Origin of the sequence: Hymenobacter sp. UV11, assembly GCF_004684095.1 — a bacterium.
Lineage (GTDB): Bacteria > Bacteroidota > Bacteroidia > Cytophagales > Hymenobacteraceae > Hymenobacter.
On the sequence record NZ_SRII01000013.1, the window covers coordinates 87,712 to 111,650 of the forward strand.

Annotated in this window: 12 protein-coding genes; 6 read left to right on the forward strand and 6 right to left on the reverse strand. The window is 58.6% G+C overall.

Annotated elements, in window-relative coordinates:
* Window positions 1-61 precede the first annotated feature (61 nt).
* On the reverse strand, window positions 62-313 hold the full coding sequence (locus E4631_RS26305; protein WP_205704287.1) for a hypothetical protein: 252 nt from the start codon (window positions 311-313) through the stop codon (window positions 62-64).
* Window positions 314-595: 282 nt separating this feature from the next.
* On the opposite strand from E4631_RS26305, the gene E4631_RS21395 reads away from it, so the two are divergent.
* Window positions 596-1,357 (forward strand): ParA family protein, encoded by a 762-nt coding sequence (locus tag E4631_RS21395; protein WP_133657041.1) that lies wholly within the window; start codon window positions 596-598, stop codon window positions 1,355-1,357.
* Entirely contained in the window at window positions 1,354-1,674 is a 321-nt protein-coding gene (locus tag E4631_RS21400) for a hypothetical protein (RefSeq protein WP_133657042.1), read from the forward strand. Before E4631_RS21395 ends, E4631_RS21400 begins: the two co-directional genes overlap by 4 nt.
* Before the next feature lie 296 nt (window positions 1,675-1,970).
* Here the strand turns inward: E4631_RS21400 and E4631_RS21405 are convergent, their stop codons facing one another.
* The gene (locus tag E4631_RS21405) at window positions 1,971-3,137 is read right to left on the reverse strand and encodes a replication initiation protein (RefSeq protein WP_133657043.1); all 1,167 of its coding nucleotides are present in this window, start codon (window positions 3,135-3,137) and stop codon (window positions 1,971-1,973) included.
* 962 nt (window positions 3,138-4,099) lie between these two features.
* Here E4631_RS21405 and E4631_RS21410 point away from each other — a divergent pair.
* Window positions 4,100-5,233, forward strand: coding sequence for an NAD(P)/FAD-dependent oxidoreductase (locus tag E4631_RS21410; RefSeq protein WP_133657044.1), 1,134 nt, complete (start codon window positions 4,100-4,102; stop codon window positions 5,231-5,233).
* A 90-nt stretch (window positions 5,234-5,323) separates the two neighbouring features.
* Here E4631_RS21410 and E4631_RS21415 read toward each other — a convergent pair whose 3' ends face one another.
* Entirely contained in the window at window positions 5,324-5,536 is a 213-nt protein-coding gene (locus E4631_RS21415) for a hypothetical protein (RefSeq protein WP_133657045.1), read from the reverse strand.
* Window positions 5,537-7,023: 1,487 nt separating this feature from the next.
* Between E4631_RS21415 and E4631_RS21420 the strand changes: the two genes are divergently transcribed.
* Window positions 7,024-9,936, forward strand: coding sequence for a cadherin-like domain-containing protein (locus E4631_RS21420; RefSeq protein WP_205704288.1), 2,913 nt, complete (start codon window positions 7,024-7,026; stop codon window positions 9,934-9,936).
* Window positions 9,937-10,069: 133 nt separating this feature from the next.
* On the opposite strand, the gene E4631_RS21425 is transcribed toward E4631_RS21420, so the two are convergent.
* Together E4631_RS21425 and E4631_RS21430 are read right to left on the reverse strand one after the other, a co-directional pair.
* Window positions 10,070-10,249 carry a hypothetical protein gene (locus E4631_RS21425; protein WP_133657047.1) on the reverse strand — a complete coding sequence of 60 codons (180 nt, stop codon included), beginning with the start codon at window positions 10,247-10,249 and terminating at the stop codon, window positions 10,070-10,072.
* Window positions 10,250-10,652: 403 nt separating this feature from the next.
* Complete coding sequence (locus E4631_RS21430; protein WP_174805452.1) at window positions 10,653-14,243, reverse strand: cellulose binding domain-containing protein; 3,591 nt, start codon at window positions 14,241-14,243, stop codon at window positions 10,653-10,655.
* Between the two features lie 881 nt (window positions 14,244-15,124).
* Between E4631_RS21430 and E4631_RS21435 the strand changes: the two genes are divergently transcribed.
* Window positions 15,125-17,068, forward strand: coding sequence for a T9SS type A sorting domain-containing protein (locus E4631_RS21435; protein ID WP_133657049.1), 1,944 nt, complete (start codon window positions 15,125-15,127; stop codon window positions 17,066-17,068).
* A gap of 277 nt (window positions 17,069-17,345) precedes the next feature.
* On the opposite strand, the gene E4631_RS21440 is transcribed toward E4631_RS21435, so the two are convergent.
* The gene (locus tag E4631_RS21440; protein ID WP_133657050.1) at window positions 17,346-20,483 is read right to left on the reverse strand and encodes an Ig-like domain-containing protein; all 3,138 of its coding nucleotides are present in this window, start codon (window positions 20,481-20,483) and stop codon (window positions 17,346-17,348) included.
* Between the two features lie 640 nt (window positions 20,484-21,123).
* Here E4631_RS21440 and E4631_RS21445 point away from each other — a divergent pair.
* Window positions 21,124-23,907, forward strand: a complete 2,784-nt coding sequence (locus E4631_RS21445) for a TonB-dependent receptor (RefSeq protein ID WP_166648032.1) — start codon at window positions 21,124-21,126, stop codon at window positions 23,905-23,907.
* Window positions 23,908-23,939 lie beyond the last annotated feature (32 nt).

Below are 23,939 nucleotides of genomic sequence, written 5' to 3' on the forward strand. Positions count from 1 at the left end.
GCCTTAACAAGCTGTAAAAGCGGACGCCAGATGGGCAGGACGGCCTTTCTTCATTTTTTGCTTATTCGGAATCGGAAACAAGTCTGGTGAGTACCACGCTTTGCAGCGACTCACTTAACCTCTGTCCCAAACTTTCAACCGAGGCCACCTCTCTTGCTGCATTCGCTCGCCAAGCAGCTAGAAAGTTATGACTAGCTACGCCAAATATTTTACCTGAAAGCACAACTTTCCGATAAGCTAAGCAGACATTAAACTCCGCTTCTCCACGCTTTTTGATGCGCTCATTGCGTGCTCGGCAAATATTTTTCAACACATAATCCCACGGCAGCAATCTTCAAAATTGTAACAATTGTTACAATTTTGAAGATTGCTGCCGTGGAACAAGTTTCTATTATTTAATCCAGTGCAATGCGGAAAAGGTTTTTCGTGAGAAATTCTATTTCAATTTTATTTAGCACAAAATGCTAATAATCAAAATTCTATAGCCATAGTAACCATAGTAGCCACAGTAACAATTGTTACTGTGGCTACTATGGTTACTATGGCTATAAAGGTAAACATTGTTTAAATAGAAATTATTGACTTTATTTGTGCCATGCGAACAATTGTAATGGCTAACCACAAAGGCGGTACTGGCAAAACAACCAGCTGTCTAAACGTTGCGCATGCCCTTCGGGAACAAGGGCACAGTGTATTGATGCTGGACTGCGATAGCCAGTGCAACCTTACGCAGAGCTTTACGCTACCCACGCCCGCTGGCAAACGGCTTGATGCCGTACTACTGGGCCAAGCGAGTCTGTCGGATACAGTGCAGGAAGTTGGGCAAGGGCTTTACCTGATACCTAGCTCGCCCGATTTAGCCGAAGCTGAAGAGCGCATCGGCAAGAAGCCGGGTGCCGAGTTTGCCTTGAAGGAATTGTTGGAAGAGGTAGAAGCTATCGACTTCTGCCTGATTGATACGCCAGGAGGTCTCGGTAAATTGACCTACGCAGCTCTAACGGCAGCCACTGCAGTTTTCATCCCAGCGCAGCCGGAGTACTACGGTATCGAAGGCCTTGTAGGTTTGCTTGACGTTTGCCAGCAGGTACAAAAGCGCCTGAACAAAGACTTGAAGGTAGGGGGGTTGTTTTTTACGCAGTACAATCGGAGTGACCGGCGCCGTGCTCAGAAGGATATGGTAACCCTTCTGGAGACCCACCCTGTATTCGGGCCCCTGGTTATGCGCACTACTATTCGCCCTAATGTGGCGCTGGTAGAAGCCCAGATTGAGAAGGAAAGCATCTTTACCTGGGCCGGTCACTCTGCCGGAGCCCAAGACTATACCGCCCTCACGGCCGAAATTCTTACCCGTCTATGAGCACCAAACCCACCTTCGGTAAAAAAGTACTCTCTTCCATAAACGAGCGAATTGAGCCAGTCCCGGCCCCAGCTCCCGAGTCGGTATCCACTGATGGAGAAGAGCAAACGGTCTGGGTATCGTTTACCACTGCAGTAACCCGCGAAACGTACCTGAAGCTGAAGCAAGCTGAGTACTGGGTACCTGGCTTCTTAATGAAGGAGCTAACCGAGGCCGCGTTGATAAAGGAGCTGGCGGCCTATCCCGAAGCCGATAAGCCCTTGCCCGATGCGCTGCTGCAAAAGCTACTTCGTACCAGTAAAAAGATGCGCGGATAATGTTACCTACATGTAGCTTTACTAACTCTTTGATTTAAAGGCAACAAGCCTAATTTACCATCTTATTCGTGTTTGAGATAAAAGCAGATTCATCAAAAAAATAGTTACTATAGTAGAAACTGTTAAAATTTTTGTTATAGTAACTATTTTAACAATTGTTAGAATTACAAGAGTGGTTAGCTGTTTTGTATATACTTCTTTCGTTGAGGATTTTCCCTCTTGAAGTCGGTATCCTCCAGTCGGCAATCCCTAGCCAGCGTTGACAAGCAGCTAAGTAACCTGGGGGGGGGTAGGGGCTAGGCTTCCAGCTGTTGTAGCTGCTGCTCGAGCTCGGCAATTTTGCTTTTAACCTGCATAATAAATGCCGGGCGGGTTTCATCGGTATACAGCAACGACGTTTGGAAGAATGATAAACTGTTACGAGCATCCTCCATTTCACTGAGCAGCTTTTTGCGCTGGCTGTTAAGCGTCTGGTTTGACTTGGTCTTTGGCTTGGTAGAAGAAGCCAATTGCGCTTTTTGGTAGGCAGGCAGTAGGTAGCCATCCACTAAAGCCTTGAATATGGCACCGGCTGGTTTTTTTACTTTACCACTATCTACCTGCTTCTGGACTGCCTGGAGTACGAAGTATATGTAGCCCTCGTCGTAGGTCCCGTCGACTAACCGCTCGCGCACCGTCTCCAGACTTTTGGCGGCTACACCAGCGGTTAATAGGGCTGTAGCCCAGGCTTCGGTTGGGGGTAGCAGCTCAGGCAGGGCCGGGCTTGTGGGAGCAAAAAGAAATCGGATTTCCGTGATAACGCGCCCCTGTTTGAGGAGTTCGTAGGTAAAGGGCAAGTCTGTTTGTGCCAGTTCTTCCTGAGCCGGGTCAAGCACTCGGGTGCGGAAGTGGTCGAAGCGGTCAGCATATTCGTCCTTCAGCCCTAGCACGTGCCGCAACTCGCTGACGCTAACGGTACGCTTGCCAAAAGCGGCGTACTCACGCAGCAGCCAATAGATGCGGTGCGAGGCGGGCCGCTTGATTTTGAGTACCTGGCTTAGCTGGGCCTTGGTGAAGTTGTTCTTGAGCTCTAATAGGTAAGGCCTCAGGTGCTCATTGAAGACTGCTTCTACCACGCCCTCGCGCTTCAAGTAGTCAATGGCTCCCATTAGTGGCCGGTTCTTGATGTCAGGCTCTTTCAGGCGTTCGCCATTCGGCCCCAGCACTTCCAGGAGCAGGAAACGGCTGGCCATCTTTTCCGTCATCGCCCGCACTTCGGTGTAAACGTTTTTGCTGGTGCTATCTGCGCACAGCTCCCGCACAGGAATTCGACATACTGACAAGGCCGTATCCTCGCGACCAATGCGGCTAATCATGGCTAAAAAACAGCGCATCTCCAGCGCTGACATAGTAAACCCGGCGTTTACCATAGCATTATGTTGCACTACCAGCGGGTTGGTAGTAGTTATAAGCTCTTTGGTCATGAGTGCGTTAGGAGATGCCTAGTAAATGCAAAGGCAATTTAGTGCATTCCCCCACAACTAATTTTATTCTGTGGGGGAGTCACCCCATTTTTGTGGGGGTATTATCCCCTTCTGACCCCATTTCTGTGGGGGAGTCACCCCATTTCTGTGGGGGAGTCACCCCATTTCTGTGGGGGAGTCACCCCATTTCTGTGGGGAAATGCCCTTATAAATTACTGAAAAACAGAGCGTTATGGCACCCGTAAACTTAATAAACTTATTAAACAAGTAACTACTGTTTCTTGAGTAGTTTTTTCTTTTAGGAGTTTGTTTCTCAAAACGGACCCGTTACCCTTTGAGCAGCAGGTGAGTCCCGGCGACCCCATTTTTGTGGGGGAATAACATAGAATACTGCTCTATTCGCTGGAAATGCAACATTAGCTTTTCTATTCCCCCACAAAAATGGGGTCCTAATCTTTGCATTCCCCCACAAAAATGGGGTCAGTGCCGTCGGTTATGTCACAGCCAAACGTGGGGGTTGGTTTTTGCTGTTGGTTATAAGCTAGTTATAGTTGGACCCCATTTTTGTGGGGAAAAGATTATCCAGGTGCCCGCTACTCAGATATGGGTATATTGTTTGGCTATCAAGTAGTTATCACGAGTATATAGTTAAACTAAAAGAAGTTGGTTTGGGGAGTACTTAAGAGTATAAAAATTATTAAAAAATTGTACTTATTTATACTTCAAATGTATTTGTTATTATCAGTTTCAAGACGATAATGCTTTACAAAGCAGTTTATTAATTCGAAAAATGCTTTTCTATGTCCTTCTTTTTTCCGTTAAGTTTCGTTACAAAAATTAGCTTATTCGGAGCAGACAAGTAAGCCAGGGTTCAGATTGGCTGCGCTAACCAAGCGTTCGGCCATCGGCCCCGGGGTAGGCCTACCAGTCATCTGGTTGGATTGGCGACCTTTGTAAAAAAAATGCACCCCTTGCCAGAAGAATTGCGACAAGACCCGGCGCCGGCTTTGCCGGTCCTTATCATTGGCGCCGGCCTGGCGGGCCTCACGGCAGCCCAGGCTCTGCACGCGGCCGGCCGCCCGGTGCTGGTCCTCGAAGCCCGCGACCGAGTGGGCGGGCGTACCCTGGCCGTTCCCGCGCTGCCTGGCTCGCCAGAAGGGGAGGGCCTAGACCTGGGTGCCACCTGGGGGTGGTCGCACCACCCCTATCTGCTGGCTTTATACCAGCAACTGGGTCTGCAACCTTTCGTGCAGCCCAGCACTGGCGCCACGGTGTACGAGACGGCCGCTGACACGCACCGCCTGCCGCATCACCCGTCCGGCTCAGCGGGCTACCTGCGTTTGCCGGGAGGAGCGGGTGCGCTTTGCCGCACGCTGGCTCAGCAACTGCCAGCGGGCAGTCTGCTGCTCTGCACGCGGGTAACGCAGCTGCACGCCCCGGCAGGCCACACGGATGTCGTGGTGGAGGCCCTGCACGAAGGGGCTCCGCGCACTTACCGGGGTTCGGCCGTTATCGTAGCCCTACCCCCACGCTTGGCGGCGCATAGCCTGCACTTCACGCCGGGCTTACCGGTGGCGCTGCAGCAGGCCCTGCGGGACGTGCCCACCTGGATGGCCCATTCGATGAAGGCTGTGGCCGTGTATGCCACGCCCTTCTGGCGGGCAGACGGCTGGTCCGGTTTTGGGGCCAGCCAGCGGGGGCCGCTGGGGGAAATCCACGATGCCTCCCCGGTTAGCGGGCCGCTGGGGGCTTTATTCGGCTTCTTCGCCCCGCTGCACCCGCTGCGGGATGCGCCGCGTGCGCAACGGCAGGCGGCCGTGGTGCAGCAATTGGGCCGCTTGTTCGGCCCGGCCGCCCTGCATCCGTTGGCTTACCACGAACTGGATTGGAGCCAGGAGCCACTGACCAGTATTCCCGGCGATGAGCAGTTACCCGACCAGATTCCCTTGCAGGGTCCGGTCCTGCTGCGCCAGCCCTACTGGGAGGGCCGACTCTACTGGGCCGGGGCCGAAACGTCCACCAGCGAATGGGGCCGGCTGGATGGCGCCATCGAGTCCGGGCACTGGGCGGCTACGCAGGTGCTGGCTGGCTTGTAGCCGCGCCGGGATAGAGGTTCTTGTAATAATGGGGCGTAAGCTTACGGTAAGAGCTTCACTTACTTGCCAAGTAGTCTATTGCCCTTTAAATTAACCGTAGGCAAAGTAGCCCGCTGCGAGTGGAGCTGCGGCATCCAAGGCCGCAGCACGGTCTTGACCTGGTGTAGCAGGCATGCGAGGCACTTTGCTGCCTTTCAGCAGGCCAGCCGCACTTCCGCTGGTCGCCAAGCCGCCATGGACCAATCGCCGGAACAGCGCATCAAACAGCCCAAGACCAAGCTGCTTGAGCAAAAGTACTTTCATACCAGATAGCGGGTAGAGCCTGAATCTGCTCTTACGCACGATGCTAAGAGTGGTGAAGGAGGCTCAGGGTAGCCCGGCGCAAAAAAAAGTCTTTCCGGCGGCCGTTTCCCGGTTGAGAGCCGCCCAGCTTCCCACGCCTGCCAGCTCTATGGTGTAAGCTGCCAATTGCCTGTATCAGCGCCGCCAGCGTGCCAGCTGGCACGGCTGGGCGCGCGCAAGCTGCTGCATAAGATTGCCGGCGTCTGCGGGCGCTGGACCTACTCAGGGAGCGCTATACGCTTTTTAGGCTGCTACGTCAGCAGGGCTGGCTAGGGCCTAAAAAGCACAGCTTTTGGACACCACTCATTTCTTGAGCTACTTCTTGCCCATCCACCTCGGAATCCGGCTTTAGCCCATTTCTCAACGTGTGCTGCATAGCTTGAGCACCTCAGTAAATCCCATTTTCAGTGGTGCCACTGATGCATAAGGCTCTCCTTTTTTTCGTACTTGCCCGCCTATATACTCTTCCATTTTTCTGCCAGATAAATCGCCGCAGCAAGACCACGGACCGATAAGAAAGGGTAGCGCACCAGATACATTAGGGCTACCCCAACAACCGGCATCAATAACTGGATTGTAGGCTGCACACGGCGCGGCAAAACACAACCTAAAAATTTATAAATCAGATAGATAACCTCAATACTTAGCAAAAGGCTCCCTCTTTAAAACGCCCTGTATCTATGAAGACAAATTTACTTCTCGTAGAGATGTTCGTGTCGTCCGGGCGCTCGCTGATGGCCCAAATGCTGCCGCTGACAGTGCATGCCCCATGCACGCCGACCGCATGTACAACTAACAGTTTTACGACGGTGGAGACGACCACGCAGGGCAGGGTTTGGAACAGTTCGCCCGGGCAAGGTTTGTGCCTCCTGCATACCGCTACTCCAACGGCCCAATGGGCCAGCCCGAATCAGCGGAACCCCCACAACATTCAGTACCTGAAGCAGGACGCAAATGGCGGGGTAGGGGTGGCCCAAGCCGGCTACTCTGGCGGAGAAATGCGGCCCACCAACGGCGGGGCTGCTTGCTTCAACGCGGCCGGTACCACTATGACGTATGACGGCCCTTTGAGCAGCTCGCGCAGCTTATAAAGCAACCAATAGTACGTCCAGGAAGACTGGCAGCTTGTACCCGTTTGCTGTGCGGCGCCTTGACCAGAGCGCTACGCGTGGGGGCGAGCTACCGCTGGCTGGGCCAAGGGCTGCGCCCTACCCCCCTGATTGGCCGCAGGCGGATTGCTTGTTGTAAAAGTCGCTATTGATTGGCTGGCAACAGTCCATTACTACCCAAGCACCTCATTCTTTCACTAATCCCCACCACTCCACGCCATGGCAAATGTCGACCCTTTAACTATTTGTCCATCAAGGGGCAGTAGCGTATCCTCGGTAGCTGAGTGCACGCGCCAGCGCACCCGTTTGTACCGCGTCTGGAAAGCCCGGGTTACTCTTTTGCTAAGCCTGCTGCTGTGCGGCCTGAGCAGCCGCAGCTTTGCGGCGGCCGACAGCAAGGGCACCGATTTCTGGCTGACTTTCCCCGGCAACCTTTCCAGCGGTACTACCCTAACCCTGTTTATTACGGGCGAAGTAGCAACGACGGGCACCGTAAGCATCGCAAGTCCAGCTTTCACCACCACGTTTTCGGTCACACCGGGTGCGGTAACCTCCGTCGTTGTTCCGGCCGGAGCGGAGCTGTTTACGTCTGATGTGGTGGCCAATAATGGCATTCACGTTACGTCGGGGCAGGAAGTAACCGTGTACGGCCTAAACCGACAGCAGTACACCACCGACGCCTACCTGGCCTTGCCTACTGATGTGCTCGGCACCCAGTATATCAACCTGGGCTATTTGAATTCGGAATTGACCAACGTAATGGGGACGCAGTTTGCTCTCGTCGGGACCGTGAACGGGACGGTAGTGACCATCACGCCAACCGTAACGGCCGGTACTCGCGTGGTGGGTGTGCCTTATAACATTACGCTGAACCAAGGCCAGACGTATTTGCTCAGAAGCACGGGGGCTTATCCGAGTGACCTGTCGGGCACCCTTATTTCGGCTACCCAACCCATCTCCGTCTTCGGTAGCAACAAGTGCGCGAACGTCCCGCATAACCACGAAGCCTGTGACTACTTGGTCGAGCAGCTGCCTCCCACTACTGCCTGGGGCAAGCAGTTTGTATCGGTACCGCTCAAAACCCGTCTCAACGGCGACACCTTCCGCTTTCTGGCCTCTACCAACAACACTCAGGTACGCGTGAACGGCACGCTGGTGGCTACCCTTAATCGCGGGCAGTATCACGAGCGCGTTATTACTAGCTCCGCGCAGATTACGTCCACAGAGCCTATCCTGGTGGCCCAGTACTCGAACAGCTCGTCATATGACAACGTGGTTTCTGACCCTTTCATGATGCTCATTCCGCCTCTGGAGCAGTTCCTGGGCAGCTATACCGTTACCACGCCAGCTTCGGGCTTCTTAGGCAACTATATCAACGTAGTGGCCCCAAACGCCGCGGTTGGTACCGTGCGCCTCGATGGCGTAGTAGTGCCGGCGGGCAGCTTCAGTGCCATCGGCAGCAGCGGCTACTCGGGCGCGCAGCTGACCGTGAGCCTGGGGGTGCACCAGTTAACGGGAGGTATCTATCCGATTGGTGCCTTCGTCTATGGCTTCGATACGTACGACTCCTACGGCTACCCCGGTGGGCAGTCATTCGCCCCGGTGGCTACAGTGAGCAGCCTTGCGCTGACCCCGGCCACCGGCACGGCGCAAACGGGTAGCTCCTACTGCGTGGCGGCGGCTGTCAAAGACCAGTTTAATAACCCGGTAGTGGGCGTGCGGGTGGACTTTGCGGTTAGCGGCGTGAACAGCACTTCTGGGTTTGCTACGACCGATGCCGCCGGGGTAGCGCCTTTCTGCTATACCGGCACCAATGCGGGCGCCGATAACGTAGTGGCGAGTCTTGGTGGGTTAAGCAGGACCGTCCAGGTCACGTGGTCGGGGTCGTGCCAGGCACCCACCAACGTAGCCGTAACCAGCGTAACGTCCACGACGGCCAGCGTCGGCTTCAACGGTAGTAGCACGGCCTCGGGCGGCTACACGGTGCGCTACACCCCTAGCGGCGGTGCCGCTCAGACCATGCCGGCTACCGCCTCGCCCGTGGTCCTGACCGGCCTCACGCCTAACACTACCTACGCGGTTACCGTCACCAGCAACTGCGCGGGCACCCAAACGGCTACCTCCACGCCGGCCGTGAGTTTCACTACCTCCCCACTCTCGCCGGTGTGCAACCGCAATGTGAACCAGCCCGTGGCGACTCCTGACCAGCTGGTAGCGAGCGCGGGCCCGCTGACCTTCACGGCCGCGCAGCTGCTGGCCAACGACTCGGACCCGCGCAACCGCGCCCTGCGCGTGTCTCACGTCGGCGAGCCCAGCGCGGGCACGCTGGTCACCAACGCCGATGGCACGTACACCTACACCGCGCCGTATCCGGGCTATACGGGCCCGGTCACCTTCTCCTACACCATCGAGGGAGCTGGGCCGGTCATAGCCTCCTCGGGTACGTATCACTACTATGAATTTGTGAGCGCCCCGGGTATTTGCTGGACCGATGCCGCCGCCGCCGCCGCTGCACACACCTACGAAGGCATGCAGGGCTACCTGGCCACCGTCACCTTTGCCGGGGAGAAAGACTTCCTGACGGGCCAGGCCATGGGCCAGTATTGGATTGGCGCGGCAGATGAGGCGGTGGAAGGGGAGTGGCGCTGGAAAACGGGGCCGGAGGCCGGGCAGTTGTTCTGGCGCGGCGCGGCTACCGGTATCGGCTCGGCCTACGCAAACTGGAGTCCGGGCCAGCCCGATGACTTTCACAACTTCGGGCATCCCGAGGGCGAGGACTACGGCATCTTCTACGGCAACTCGGGCTACTGGAACGACGTGAACAACTGCAACACCGGCGGCACGACCGCCGGCTACCTAGTCGAATACGGCGGGCTGGAGCCGTGCGTGCCAATTCTCTACTCCCTCGGCACGGTCACCATCATGGTGGGTCCCTCCATGCAGCAGTCGATAAAGGCGACCGCTATCGCGGCGTTAAGAACCGCTACTGGCGAGCAGACGCTACAGGTAACGCCGAACCCGAGCACGGGGCAGTTTCGGGTGCAGGTGCTGGCAGACATGGCTGGCCCGTCTCAGCTGGACTTGTTTGATATGCAGGGGCGCTTGGTGCGCTCGCTTTTCACGGGTAGCCTGCTAGCCGGCGAGTCGCGCGAAGTGGCCGTGGACGCCCCCGACCTGAGCGCGGGGATTTACATCATGCGTCTGCAAAGAGGCCAGCAGGTACAGCACCTGCGCATGCTCATTCGAAAGTAAAGCAGCAGCCACCCAGCAGTTGCCCTTACGAACAAAGTGCCTGTTCTGACTAAAAACTCAAAATCCCCGACCCCAAGGACAATGCCTTGCGGTCGGGGATTTTGCCAGTGGTAGCCCCACGCCGAGCCGGGTGCTACCGCCCAGCGAATTGCGCAGTTACCGCGTGCACCACGGCCGCAATGGCCGCCGCTTTTAGGGGGCTCATCGGGTCGATACCAGGTACTGGACCATCAACTTGCGCAGGGCGCCGCAAAACGGCCAGAATGCCATAAGTTGCCGCAAAGCCCGCGGCGATGGAAATAAACTTTTTCATGAGGATGAAAGGGGATAAATGAGCCGCAAACGTATCTCATCTCCCAACTGCTTACATCAGTGCCAATACTGATTTTTAGCACATTACGCACCGCCTACCCCACCATGCCCCGCCGACAGGCCGGGACTTTTTGCTGGCCGGCACCTCAATACTCGTTTCGGTTACCAGCGTGGTTAAATGCGACTTTTGGACCAGCCCTTTACCCGAGGCCCTTCAGGCAGCCAGGCGTTTGGGTCTTCAACCTGTCCCGCCTGCCTACCCCACCAGCCTGCTACCCCCTTTGCAGGGATGAACATCGGCTATCCGCAGGGACTGATGCGGCCTGTCGTGGGGCACCTTGGTAAAAAAAACAGGGGCTACTTGACAGTAGCCCCTGTTGTTGGTGCAACGGATTAATCCCGCCTTAGTGATTGACGGCTACGCGCTGCGTTAGGGTCTTACCCACCGTCAGCAGTCGGCATTCGTAGAGGCCATTGGCGAGCGACTGGGCAGCAAACGGTAATTGGTAGGTGCGACCATCTTCCACGGTGCCGTCGTAGAGGGTGGCGACCAGCTGGCCCAGCGGATTGAATACCTGCACCAGGGCCCGGCCGGCCTGCGCCGCCCGAAACTGGACGGTAGTAGCCGAAGCCACAGGGTTGGGGTAGGCTTCCAGCAGCGCGTCCTGGCTGGTGGCCGGGGTAGTGGCTAGCGTGGTGGCTGCCCCCACGGTGCGAGCGGCAGCCGAAGCGGCGCCGGGCTCGATACCATACACCAGCTGGCCCTGATAGTAGGCCGTGACGTGGTCATTGAGCGCGTAGTTCCAGGGGGCGCGGTACGACCAGTCGTTGTCTTCCATGAAGTTAGACCAGTCGCTCTTGGCCAGCCGGAAGCGGACATCGCCGGTGCTGCTGAGGGGGGCTAGCTGGCCCAGGCTCGGGGAAAAGCTCGTTTCAAAATAGAACTCGGCGCCTTTTTGTCCTACCTGGCCGCTCACATTGCTGGTGCCCACCTGCGCCCAGTCAAACCAGTAGTTGAGGCTGGCCGCGCCTTCGGGGCTAAACCAGTAGCGCACTTTCAGGTCGGCGTAGTTCACGGGTTGGTTGCCGGTGTTGCGCACGTTCAGGTACTCGCTTATGGTGTTGCCGCGCGAGTAGCCATTACGGTTTTGGGCCAGTACTTCCAGGCTTGTGGTTGGGACCACCGTAGTGGGCTCGGTACCATACACCAGGCGGCCGTTGCGGTAGAGCGTGATGTGGTCGTTCAGGGCGTAGGCCCCGGCATTGGGCCGGTAAGAGTAGTCGTCGGTTTCGTTGAGGTCGCCGTAGGCCAGGTTGTTGAAGCGCGAGCGAATTTCACCCGAAGTACCGCCCGCAGCGAGGTTACCCAGATTAGTATCAAAGGTGTACTCTACGTACCCCAGGGCTCCCTGGCGAGGCTGGGCCAGCGGCACGTAGCGGGCATGCACCTGGCTGGTACCTAAGGCGGCATAATCGATGCTGGTGGCCAGGCCGCTGTAGTTCTCGGGCGTGAGCCAGTAGCGAGCGGTGAGGCTGCCGTAGTCCACCGCCGTGGGGCCCTGGTTGTCGAGGCGCAGCGTGGGCTTGATATCCTGCCCGGTGGGGCGGCTGTTGTCATCGTCTTTGTACTGCACTTGCACCAGCACCGGCGCAACGGTCAGGGTCTGGTTCACGGCGGCGGGCTGATTCACGGCATTACCGGCCTGTAGTGCCGTGATGGTGGTAGTGCCGGCTTTGAGTAGCTGCACCATGCCATTGGTCACGGTAGCCACCGTGGGGTCGGAGCTGATGAAAGTGATGGGCAGGCCCGAGCTGGCCGTGGCGGTGAGCGCGAAGTCGGCGTCGCCATAAAGCTTGGGGGGTAGGGCCGCAAAGCTGATAGTTTGGGAGGTTTTGCAGTTATCAGCGGCGAGCCCTTTACCCGTAATAGGCAGGTTGGAAGAGGTAACTAACAGTTTATCCAAGCCCGCATTGCCGCCGGCATTGTAGCCAATGGTTAATGTGTGCGGACCCGGACTCAACGCGGCATCTTTTAACTTTATCCAGCGCCAACCAGCGGTTGCCCCCACTTCTTTTATGCTGGCATCATCGATGTAGTAGGTGTTGGCCACTTGCCCCATATCAAACAAAAAAGTGGTGGAAGTGAGGCTCGCCGTGATGGTCCAGGAAACCTGCTGCCACGCCGTACCAATTGCCTGGTCGGCCTGGTACTGTGCACTCGAAGGCCCGCTAGAAAGCCGGATAGAACCACCGGCTGCCGCCGCTCTTACCCAGTACGAAATCACGTACTGCTTGCCAATGGCAGTCGGGAAGGCCGCGCTCGATACTTGCACTCTCCACTGGCTGCCGGGTTGGGCCGTGGGGTTCACTACCTTCAGTGAGCCGGTGCCGGTATGGGCATCAGCCGCCACATTATTCGCCGTAATGGTGGCGCCGCTCGAATTGAGCGTGGTCCAGCCGGTTAAGCCACTCTCAAAACTAGGATTCGTCGCTAATTGGCTGCCGACAGCCTGGAAAGCGCCATTATCCAGTTGCACCCAGTAGCTATAATCCTCCGTGGGCGGGATGTTCAGCCGGGCCAGCACATTGTAGGTGCCGGCACTGTCAATGGTGAAGGGCGTCGTGAGGACGGCAGCTGCGCCAGAAGGGGGGGTAGCCGTGCTGCTCAGGCCGCTTTTTACCTTCACATAAGCTCCGGCGGCGGCGGCCGTGTCGGCCACCACGCTCCAGCTCGAACCTACCGTAGCGCACTCAGCTTCCAGCCAGATTCTTTTTCCCAGCGGCTCAGGCGGCAGGGGGGGTAGCACGGGGTTGTTGGTGCCCCACCACTTATACCAGCGCTGGTAATCCAGGGTGGGGTAGGGATTGGTGGTGATGTTCGTGTTGACACTGGTGTTGCCCAGCAGAAACTTGTCCACGAAGGCCTGCATGGCCGGCACCTGGGTGGTGGGCACAGCGCAGTGGTTGTGGCCCCCGTCGATATAGAAGCCAAACCGGTCGCCCAGGCCAAACGTCTTGTATACCTCGTGCGTGGCGCGGGCCGAGACGTAGGCCGCCGGGTTGGCCAGCCATTCAAAATCGGTGTTGCCCGTCACCAGCAGGGCGCGGGGCGCCACCATCGCCATCAGCTCGTGGTGGTCTTCCGGCAGCTTAGACACGTTGGCATCGGCAAACTGCTTCATATCGTCCTTGAACCAGCTGTAGTCCGTGGCGCCCAGCTTTTCTACCGCGCCCAGCGTTTCCGATACGCGCCAGGCCGGCGCGCCGCCCCCGCCCGATTCCTGGGCAATAGTCAGGGCAATGCGCTCGTCGAAGGCCCCGGCAAACAGAGCCATCTTCCCGGCGTAGGAGCAGCCCGTGACGCCAAGGTGTTTCAGGTCGATAGGTAGGCTGGCCTGCACCAGCTCCAGGCCATCGATGAGGCGGCTCACGCCCCAGGCCCAGGCCGCGTACTGCCCCGAGTTAGAGAGATTCTGGTCGGGGTAGAGCTGGTAGAAGGGGTCTGTCAGCTGCGGGTTGCCATAGGTGGTAACGTTGTTGTGGTTGTAGCGAATAGTAGCCACGTTGCGGCCGGTAAAAACCGAGGCCGGGACACTGCCCGTCGGGCTGTTCATGCCAATGATGGCCGGAAACGGGCCCGCCCCTGCGGGCAGCACCACCTGCGAGGTCAGCGTGGCCGTTTTGCCGTTTACCGTCACGTTTACCGTGAGGGTGCCATTGGCGTAGCTGGCGGTAATATTCTGAGGCCGAGCAGGTTTCTTTCCTATCTCGTAGTTTTCAATCTGGGCTTTTATTTCATTGCGCCGGCATTCCCAGTCGCTGAAGCTTGTCGAGCGTCCGCTGCCATTTGCCCACAGAAAAGGGTCGGGCAAGGGTTGGATGGCGGGCAGCTGGCTGAAAGCGGGTAAGGGGGGCGCCGCGCAGCTACCCCCCGTATTCTCGGCCGTGTACACAAGGGGGGCCTGCGCAAATAAGCTCAGGCAGCTAAAGCTCATAAATAGAGCTATGACAGTACTTTTGCCTTTCATTTTCTGCTGGGTGGGGTTAAAGAAGTGTGGAAAAAGGAGTAATGAGTTTTCTATATTCAGACGTGCATTAAGGGGTGTTTTTGCATAAGCAGTAGGTTAGGTGAAAGAAGAAATGAATTACAAGTGATAGTTATTTAAAATACTGATAATCAAAATATTATTTAATTTTTCTTTATTTTCACTATCCGTTTCCGATGAAAGTGCAATTAGTGTCCTACCCCCTGCCAGCCGGCGCCATACGCGCCAAAGGTGCCTTTACAGGCCTTTCAAGCTATCTACTTTGAAGTTAGAGCGCGCTTGTAAGCGAATGGCCATGATTTTAGTCCTGACATAAAAATGAAAGTATCGGAATCGTTGCCGGAATCGATTGCACCCCACTTACCAGCCAATAATTTATTGCTCAAGGCATTGCTTCTTTTTTGCAGCGTATTGCTATAACCGCTTGGGTTATTCCCACTGCAAAAGAAAAATAATCTAATTTCAAGCCGACCTACAAGTGAGTGAGCAGTTACTCAAGTAAGTAGTAGCTGTATACTGATATGCCCCGGACTCACTAAGCCGCCCTTGAGGAAGCCCCTACTTCCCACTCCTTATGAGATAAAGAATATTATTGCAAAACGCTTAGCATCTGGCCACTGCTCTACTTGGGACTGTACCATCGCCTTCTTCAGGGTACGCCAGCGTCTCCACCGACTTTTACATTTGTCTCGTTTTTTCTCAGCAGCCGGACGTTTTGTTCTGGAGTCTCTCACCTATTTGGTAGGCGGAGCTGCTTAGACCCTTCTTATATGAAACAACTTTTAGGCGCTTCTATGGCCTTATCCTAGGGCCGCCTTTGGATAATCGGGTTGCCGCTGACGCTGCTGGTGCCGCCTGCCCGCGCGCAAGCCCCTACCGTGGCCGTAACGCCCGCTGACCCGCTAACGCTGTGTGCGGGCGGTAGCCAGACGCTGACAGCCACGGCTACCGCTAGCCTAGCCGGCGTGAGCTATACTTGGAGCAACGGAGCCACCGGGCCAAGTATCAGCGTCGACCAGCCGGGCCTGTACCAAGCCACGGCTACTACTGCCAGTGGCACCGCTTATAGCAACGTAGTGACGGTGAATGCCCCACCGCCCGTGAAAGTACAGGTCTCCCCCGACCCGCTGGTGCTGCCTTTCGGTGGCAGTCAGACCCTGACGGCCACCGCCACCATGCTGGGCTTTAACGTGGGGGGTAGCGGTCTTGATAACTCGGTAAATAAGGTGCTGGTGCAGCCCGATGGGAAAGTATTGGTGGGGGGTTACTTCACGAGCTACAATGGCAACGCGGCGGCCCCCGACAATCTGCTACGACTTAACGCTGACGGCAGCCTCGACACCAGCTTCAACCCAGGAGGGACTGGGGTGGGTGGCACCGTGAGTGCACTGGCGTTGCAGCCCGATGGCAAAATAGTAGTGGGCGGCTTTCTGCGGGTCTATAATGGCAATGCCGCCGCCCCCGATATGGTGCTGCGCCTCAACGCTGACGGGAGCCTTGACGCCACCTTCAACCCAGGCGGCAGCGGCTTCGACAATGGCGTGCGGGCCCTGGCCTTGCAGGCCGATGGCCGCATCCTGGTTGGGGGAGGCTTCAGCAGTTACAACGGCAACGTGGCCGCTCCCGACTTTCTGCTGCGCCTCAACGCCAACGGCAGCCTCGATACCAGTTTCAATAACGGCAGAGCTAGCGCCAATAGCAATGTGTATGACCTAGCCGTGCAGCCCGATGGCAAAGCATTGGTGGCCGGCAACTTTACGGGCTATAACGGCAGCCTTACCGCCCCCGATTACATAATGCGGCTCTATGCCGATGGCAGCCTCGATACGGGCTTCAATAGCGGTGGCACCGGGATAAGTGGCGACGGAAGGCCCGGAAATACCTACGTAAGCGCGCTAGCCGTGCAGGCCGACGGCCGCATCCTGCTAGGAGGAGTTTTCCTTAGCTACAACGGCAACGCGGCTGCCCCCGACTACCTGCTGCGCCTAAACCCCGACGGTGGTCTCGATGCCAGCTTCAACAACGGCGGGGCCGGCTTCAATGAAGGCGTGTTCACGCTGGCTGCGCAGCCCGATGGGAAGGTGCTGGTAGGTGGCTACTTTACCGACTACAACAGCGCCACCGCCCCCGACTACGTGTTGCGCCTCAATGCTAATGGGACACTCGATACGGGCTTTAACGCGGGCGGCACCGGGACCGACGCCTATGTAAATTCGTTGGCGCTGCAGCCTGACGGCCGGGTGCTGGCCGGGGGCTGGTTTGCTAGCTACAATGGCAACGCGGCCGCCCCCGACAATCTGGTGCGACTTAACGCTGACGGCAGCCTCCACCACCTCGACCAGGCCCTGCCGGGAGCCACCTTCGTTTTTAACCCTGGGGCTAGCAGCGGAAGCAACCGCACCGTAAGTACGGCCGGCTCCTACGCGGCTATCGCTACCGATCCCACTACCGGGTGCCATTATGGGTCTAATGCGGTAGTCGTGACCGTTCAGCAGGCGCTAGCAACCGTGCCCGCTGCCCTGACCCAGCAGATCAAGCTTTATCCTAACCCCTGCCGAACGAGCACATTCGTAGAGTTGCCTGCCAGCCTCGGCCACCAGGCCGTGACGGCTACCTTACTCGATGCGGTGGGCCGGGCCGTGCGCACGGTAAGCCTACCCGCCCAAGGCTCGACGGCGCACCAGCTCGACCTGCGCGACTTGTCCAGCGGCGTCTACGCGCTGTGTCTGCGTACCAGCGCTGGCACTGTGGTGAAAAAGCTACTTATTGATTAGCAGGGTTGCTATTTAGCTGATAGCCGACGGCATTTTTTTGCTATGGTAAGTACTTGCTTAGCAATTGCTTGATGCGAAAATTTACCTCCCGGTTGCTACAAGCAGGCTGCAACGCCCGGTAGCGGCACCGTGTTTTGGCAAGCAAGCGGCCGCGATGCCGCTCGCTATTCACGGCAAATCCCTACCCCCCTCCGCTCCGGCCATTGCGGTCCGGGAGGAGGAAGGGGGGTAGGGATTAGCTGCCGAAAGCGAGCGGGCCCCTTGGGCTAGCCGCCGTTTACTTCTGAATGGCGACGCGCAAATGCTGCACCTGCTGGCCGCTCTGCAGCCGCACCAGGTAGATGCCGGCGGCCAGCTCCGGCGCCTCGACATCCAGCTCACGCACCTCGCCCGCCCGCAGGTTGCCCGTGAATACGGCCTGCACGCGGCGGCCTTGCAAGTCATATAGGTCCAGTTGAGTCGGGCCGTCGGTGGCGGCCGTCACGCGCAGGCGAAACTGCCCACCATTGGGGTTGGGTGCCGCTTCGAGCGTGGCCGGAGCCGCCGCCTTACCAGTGGCCTGGACCACAGCAGGAGCGCCCACGACGGTGAAAAACGGGGAATACGGCACCTCGACGGTGACCGTACCGACGCTGTAGAGCACGGGCGTGCAGGCTTCTAGCCCGCCGTATTCGACGAGGTAGCCGTCAACCGAACTGCCCTCGCCGCAGGCAGCTAAATCATTCCACTGGCCCGAGCCGCCGTAGACCATGCCGTAGTTTTCGCCGGCGGGCCGGAATTCATTTTGGAAGTTATCGGGCTGGCCGGGGCTCCAGTTGGCGTAGCCTAGGGCCGTGCCGCCGGGGCCACCGCGCCAAAAGAGCTGCCCGGCTTCGGGGCCCGTCTGCCAGCGCCACTCGCCCTCCACCGCCGCATCCGAGGCCCCAAACCAGTTGTGGCCCGCGAAGCGCTTGAGAAAGTCAGTTTCGGCCGCCGAGGTAATGGTAGCCAGGTAGCCGCCCATGCCCTGGTAGGAGCGGGCGGCGGCCGCTTTTTGCGCAGCGGCCCAGCAAATGCCCGGCGCGCTCACATACTCATAGTAGTGCCCGGTAGCCGGCAGGGCCAGCACCGGCCCGGCCAGTTGCAGCAGGTAGGTGAACGTGGCCTTGCCCACAAAGCCCGTGGGGGGGCTGTAGTTGTAAGTGTACTCGCCGGTGGGGCCGGTTTGGAAAACAAAAAACTGCCCCACGTTGGGGGGATTGATATCGCGGACCTGCAGGGGCCGCCCCAGCGGGTCGGTGTCGTTGCGCAGCAGGTCGGCGGCAGTCAGAAACAGCTGCTGCTTTGGGCCCCGGCTATAGGTATAAAAGTCCGGGTTGGCGACGGGGGCGGGGGTAGGGGCCGCCACGTCGATGGTGACCGTGCCAATGGCGTAGAGAATGGGCGTGCAAGCTTCGAGTCCGCCGTATTCGACGAGATAGCCCGCCACCGAAGCGCCCGTCCCACACTGGCTCAGGTCGTTCCACCGGGCACCGGCACCCGCGTAAAGAATAGCGTAGTCTTCCCCTTCGGGACGAAACTGGTTCTTGTAGTCGTTGGGCTCGCCGGGGCTCCAGTTGGCGTAGCCCAGGGCCGTACCGCCGGGGCCGCCGCGCCAAAAGAGCTGCCCGGCCTCTGGGCCCGTCTGCCAGCGCCATTCGCCCTCCACCGCCGCATCCGAGGCCCCCAGCCAGAACGGCCCCGCGTTGCGGTTCATTAGAAAGGCGGTTTCCGAGCTGGAAGTAACCGTGGCCAGGTAGCCCTTCAAGCCCTGATAGGAGCGGGCGGCGGCGGCATCACGCGCGTCGTTCCAGCAGATACCCGGCGCCGATACAAACTCGTAGTAATGACTTGTCTCAACCGAGGCCAGCACGGGCCCGGCTAGCTGCACCACATAGGTGAAGCTGGCCCGGCCCGTGAAGCCCGGTGTGGGCGTGAAGGTGAACGTCCCATCGGGGTTCGTCACCACAGTGGCATTCGTGCCGAGGCCCGCCGCCGCTACTTGCAGGGGCCGGCCGAGCGGGTCAGTGTCGTTGGCCAGCAGCTGGGCGGGCGAAATGGGTAGCGAGCCTCCGCAAGTAGTGGTAAACCGGTCGGGGTTAGCCACGGGCTGCGTGGCCGTCGGATTGCAAGCTACCGCCGCCGTCACCTGGATGTTGAGGGGTAGGGGAGGGGTATTGCTACCGCCGCTGTCCTTTCCAAAAAAAGTAACGACATACGTTCCGACCTGCGCAGCCGTGGGCATCCAGGTGAAGGTAGTTTCGACAGGGTTGCCGCTTGGGGTAGGGCCGGGCGTGAGCACTGAGCCCACTGGCAGGCCCTCGGCCCGCAACGTCACGAGGTCGCCCGCGTCGGCGTCCGTGGCCCGTACCGTGAACTTAAGTTGCTGGTCGGCCGCCACAATGAACTTCTGATTATCGGACGGCGTGGGCGCCACAAACACGGGCGGCTTGGGCACTATGGGGTTTCGCACATTAATTCGCACCCGCGTGGCCGCCACGGAGCCCAGCGCATCCTGCACCTCAAAAAGCTGGTCAAAAGTGCCCGCGCTGAAGCTGTTCGGGGTCCAGGAGAAGGTCGCTTCCACGGAGTTGCCGCTCGTGGGCAGGCTGGGCGTAAGCGTGGCACCGGGCGGCAACCCGAGGGCCGTGACGTTGCGCAGCGTCAGGCGTTCGCCGTAGGTATTCACGTCGCTGGCTTTCAGCGTGAAGCTGACCGTCTGACCCGGCACCACGTTGAACTCCTGCATGTTGGGGGGGGTAGGGGCCACGAACACGGGCGGGTCGGTGCCAAACACCTCGAACGTGACGGTCGTCGTCGTCTGCGCCCCCCGGCTGTCCTCGGCCGTGAACGTGGTGGTGTACAGTCCTTCCGTCGTGGCGGTGGGTGTCCAGGAGAAGACAGCTAGCGCAGGGTTGCTGCTGCCGGGGGTGGTAGGCGTAAACGTGGCGCCCGGCGGCAGGCTCGCGGCCTGCAGCGTCACCTTGTCGCCCGCGTCGCCATCGGCGGCTTGCACCGTGAAGCTGGTGGGCGGGGTCTGGCCCTGGCCCTGGCGCGGCGCATACACCGTAATCTTCACTCCCTTATCCGGCGTGGGCCCCGTGAATACCGGGGGATTGTTCGTGGAAGTAGCGCCCACCAAGTCGGGGCGAGTAGTCGCCGTTGCTTGCGATACCTTGACTGCGAGAGGGTTGCGAAGCTCGGTAAGGATGGTGTTAGCTTGTTGAACCCTGAGCTGCACCTGCCGGTTGTTGGCCGCACCGGTGGTTTGGTAGCTGAGGGAGCCGGGGTTGAGGAAGGTGCTCTGGGCCTGAGCCAGCCAGCTCACACCGAGTAGCGGCACGAGCAGCGCCGCCCGGCGCAATAGCAGCGGTAAAGAAGGAGTAAATGTTCGCATAGGGGGCGGGAAAAAGGGGAGAGTGAAGAAGTAGGTAGCTGGTAGCTAAGGCGAAGAATCCGCCACGCCGGGCCCGCCACTTGCGGCTGGCCGATTATCCGAGGCGGCCAGACATATAATTATTCACTGATTTTTTAGGCTCTAAATCAGAGCTACTGCAAATGTAGCGAGCGCAGCATCATTCCAAACTTAAAAATGATGATTATGAGGGCTTTACTCAATAAATTAGAAGCTGCTGCTCCCGACTGCGCGTCCCCTGCACTTTAGCTAACGCAAGGGGGTAGGGCGGGCAGAGGAACACAAAATCTCGCTGAGTGAGCAGGATTTGAGTACCCGTTGGATATTTGCCGGAGTAATCTATGCGTTGGCGGGCCATAGCGTTGCGCCAAATGCTCCCGAAAGATGCCGCTAAACGAACTGCTCACGCAGATAGCTTTCCCCAGCAAGTCAGGCGGTGGTCAGGCTCGGCCACCACTAACCTGCTCCATTTAGCAGTTGGCGGCGAGCGCGTAGCACCCCATTATTCATCGTAAATTCATTTTGTAACATGTTCGTCACATTGTGATAACAGGGCCACCGGAATTTTGTGGCCGTTATGCAAGGAACACTTACTGGAAAACTTTTCATCCTGCTTCTATGCGTGACGCCCGCCGGAGTCGTGCTGGCGCAGCGCACCGGGAGCATCGAGGGCACCTACAAAGACGGCAAAAATCAGGAGGCCATCATCGGCAGCACGGTACGCCTGGAGAACACCACCATCGCCGGGCCAACCGATGAAAAGGGCCACTACCTGCTGACCAACGTGCCAGCCGGTACCTACACGGTAATTATTACGTCGGTGTCGTACAAGCCGCTCACGGTGCCCAAAGTGGTGGTGACGGCCGGTAAAACCACCGCACTGAGCGGTAAGCTGGACCCCGACAATACCCAGCTCAGCGAGGTAACCGTGAGCGGCGTGCGCCGCACGAACACGGAAGTGTCGGTGATTAATGAAATCAGGCAGGCCAATGTGGTGGTGAGCGGCATTTCGTCGGAGCAGATTGTGAAAACCCAGGACCGCGACGCGGCCGAGGTGGTGCGCCGCATTCCGGGTGTCACAATTGTGGACAACCGCTTTATCCAGGTGCGCGGCCTGAGTGACCGCTATAACACGGTGTGGCTCAATGACGTAACGGCTCCCAGCTCGGAAACTGACCGCAAGTCATTCTCCTTCGACATCATTCCCAGTTCGCTCATCGACCGGGTGCTGGTGTTTAAAGACCCCTCGCCCGAGCTACCCGGCGACTTTGCCGGCGGCCTGGTGAAAGTGTACCTCCGCAAGCCCGTATTCAACGAGCGGCAGTTTACGGTGAATTACTCGTCGGGCTACCGCCAGGGCACCACCGGCCGGGAGTTTTACACCGACCAGCCGCACAGCGGCGATGCTTTTGGGTTTGGGGCGACCAAGCGCGATTTGCCCAACGGCATGCCGCCGCTGAGCACCGCCTACCAGCAGTACGAGCGCGATTTCTACGCCAAGCAGCTCGACAACAACTTCGGGATTTTCAAGACCCAAGCCATGCCTGATATGCGCTTCAACGCGGCGTATCTCGACCAGATAAAGGTGGGCGGGCTCGAAATCGGCAGCGTGTCGTCGCTTAACTACACCAATACCTACACGCATTTCAACGTCAACCGCAACCTGTATGATGCCTCGGGCGGGCGCACCGACCAGTTTCGCGACGACCAGTCGACGCAGAATATCCGGCTCGGCGCCATCCAGAATTTCAGCCTCGTGCTACCCCACGGCGGCCGCCTCGAGCTGCGCAACCTTTTCAGCCAGCAGGCCCGCAACCAGCAGGTGACCCGCGAGGGGCGCGACGATGCCGGCGTGCTCAACCGCCGCAGCTACCTGCAGGGCTACCAGGGCCGCACCACCTACACCGGCCAGCTGGCCGGCACCCACAAGGCGGCCGATGAGAAAACCAGCTTCGACTGGGTAGGCGGCTACGGCTACTCGGCCCGCAACGAGCCCGACCTGCGCCGCGTGAGCTACCAGGTAACGCCCGGCACCGACACTACGCCCGAGGTGCAAACCGTGCTCACGCCCGCCGCCGGCCAGGTCGATGTGAACAACGCCGGCCGCCTGTATCAGAAGCTTAATGAGCACATTTTCACCCTCAATGCCAATCTGAAGCGCACCGTGCCGGTGGCCGGCCGCCAGGTGGAAATCGGGGCGGGCACCTACCTCGAGTACCGCCGCCGCAGCTTCAACGCCCGCGCCTTCGGCTACTCGCTCAACACGGGGGGGGTAGGCGGGCTCAAGAACGAGGACGTGGGCAACATCTTCGCGCCCGGCAACATCGGCACCGATGGCTACCGGCTGGATGAAGACCTGAACTCGACCTACCGCTACTCGGCCCACAACGAGCTGGAAGCCGGCTACTTGTCGTTCAATATTCCCTTCACCGACCAGCTGAAGCTGGTGACCGGCGCCCGTTTCGAGCGCAACGTGCAGGCCATCAGCACGGGCCTGAACGGCCAGCCGGTCAACCAGACGGTGACCACCAACTTTTTGCTGCCCTCGGCCAACTTCAGCTACAACTTCAACGCCACCAACCTGGTGCGCGCCTCCTACGGCCGCAGCCTCAATCGGCCCGAGTTTCGGGAGGCCGCGCCGTTCTTCTACTACGACTTTGATTTCAACGTGCTGAACTACGGCTCGTTGTACCTCGCGCCCGACACCCCGCTGAAGGTAGCTACCATCGACAACTTCGACCTACGCTACGAGTGGTACCCTACCCCCGGCGAGCTGGTGCACGTGGGCGCGTTCTACAAGAACTTCCAGAACCCCATCGAAAACGTGGTGGTGCTGACTTCCAACCTGGCCTACACCTTCGCCAACGCGCCGAGCGCCTACGCCTACGGCGTGGAGCTGGACCTGAAAAAGAACCTGGCCTTTGCCAGCGACCGCCTCAAAAACCTCTCGCTGGTGTTCAACGCCTCACTCATCAAAAGCCAGGTGACGCTCGGCGACGGCATCGTGGCCTGGAACAACAAGCGCGCCCTGCAGGGCCAGTCGCCCTACGTGTTCAACGGCGGCCTGTACTTCAACACCCCCGACAACGCGTGGCAGGTGACGGCGCTCTACAACGTGTTTGGGCCGCGCATCCTGTTTGCGGGCTCCGACCAGTACCCCGACGTAGTGGAGCTGCCCCGCCACACCATCGACTTCTCGCTGACCAAGACGGTTTCGCGCGGCATATCCATCAACGCCGGCATCCAGGACCTATTCAACCAGCGCGTGAACCTGGTGCAAGACTACGGCCGCGACCTGAAGTACAACGTGAGCGACCCCTCGCTGACCAACTACCGCCGGGGCACCTACTACACGCTGGGCCTGCGCTTTAGCCTGGAGCCGCGCCCGGCCACGCCGGTGCCCTAGCCCCCTCTCTTTTCGATTTCTTCCCCACTTTT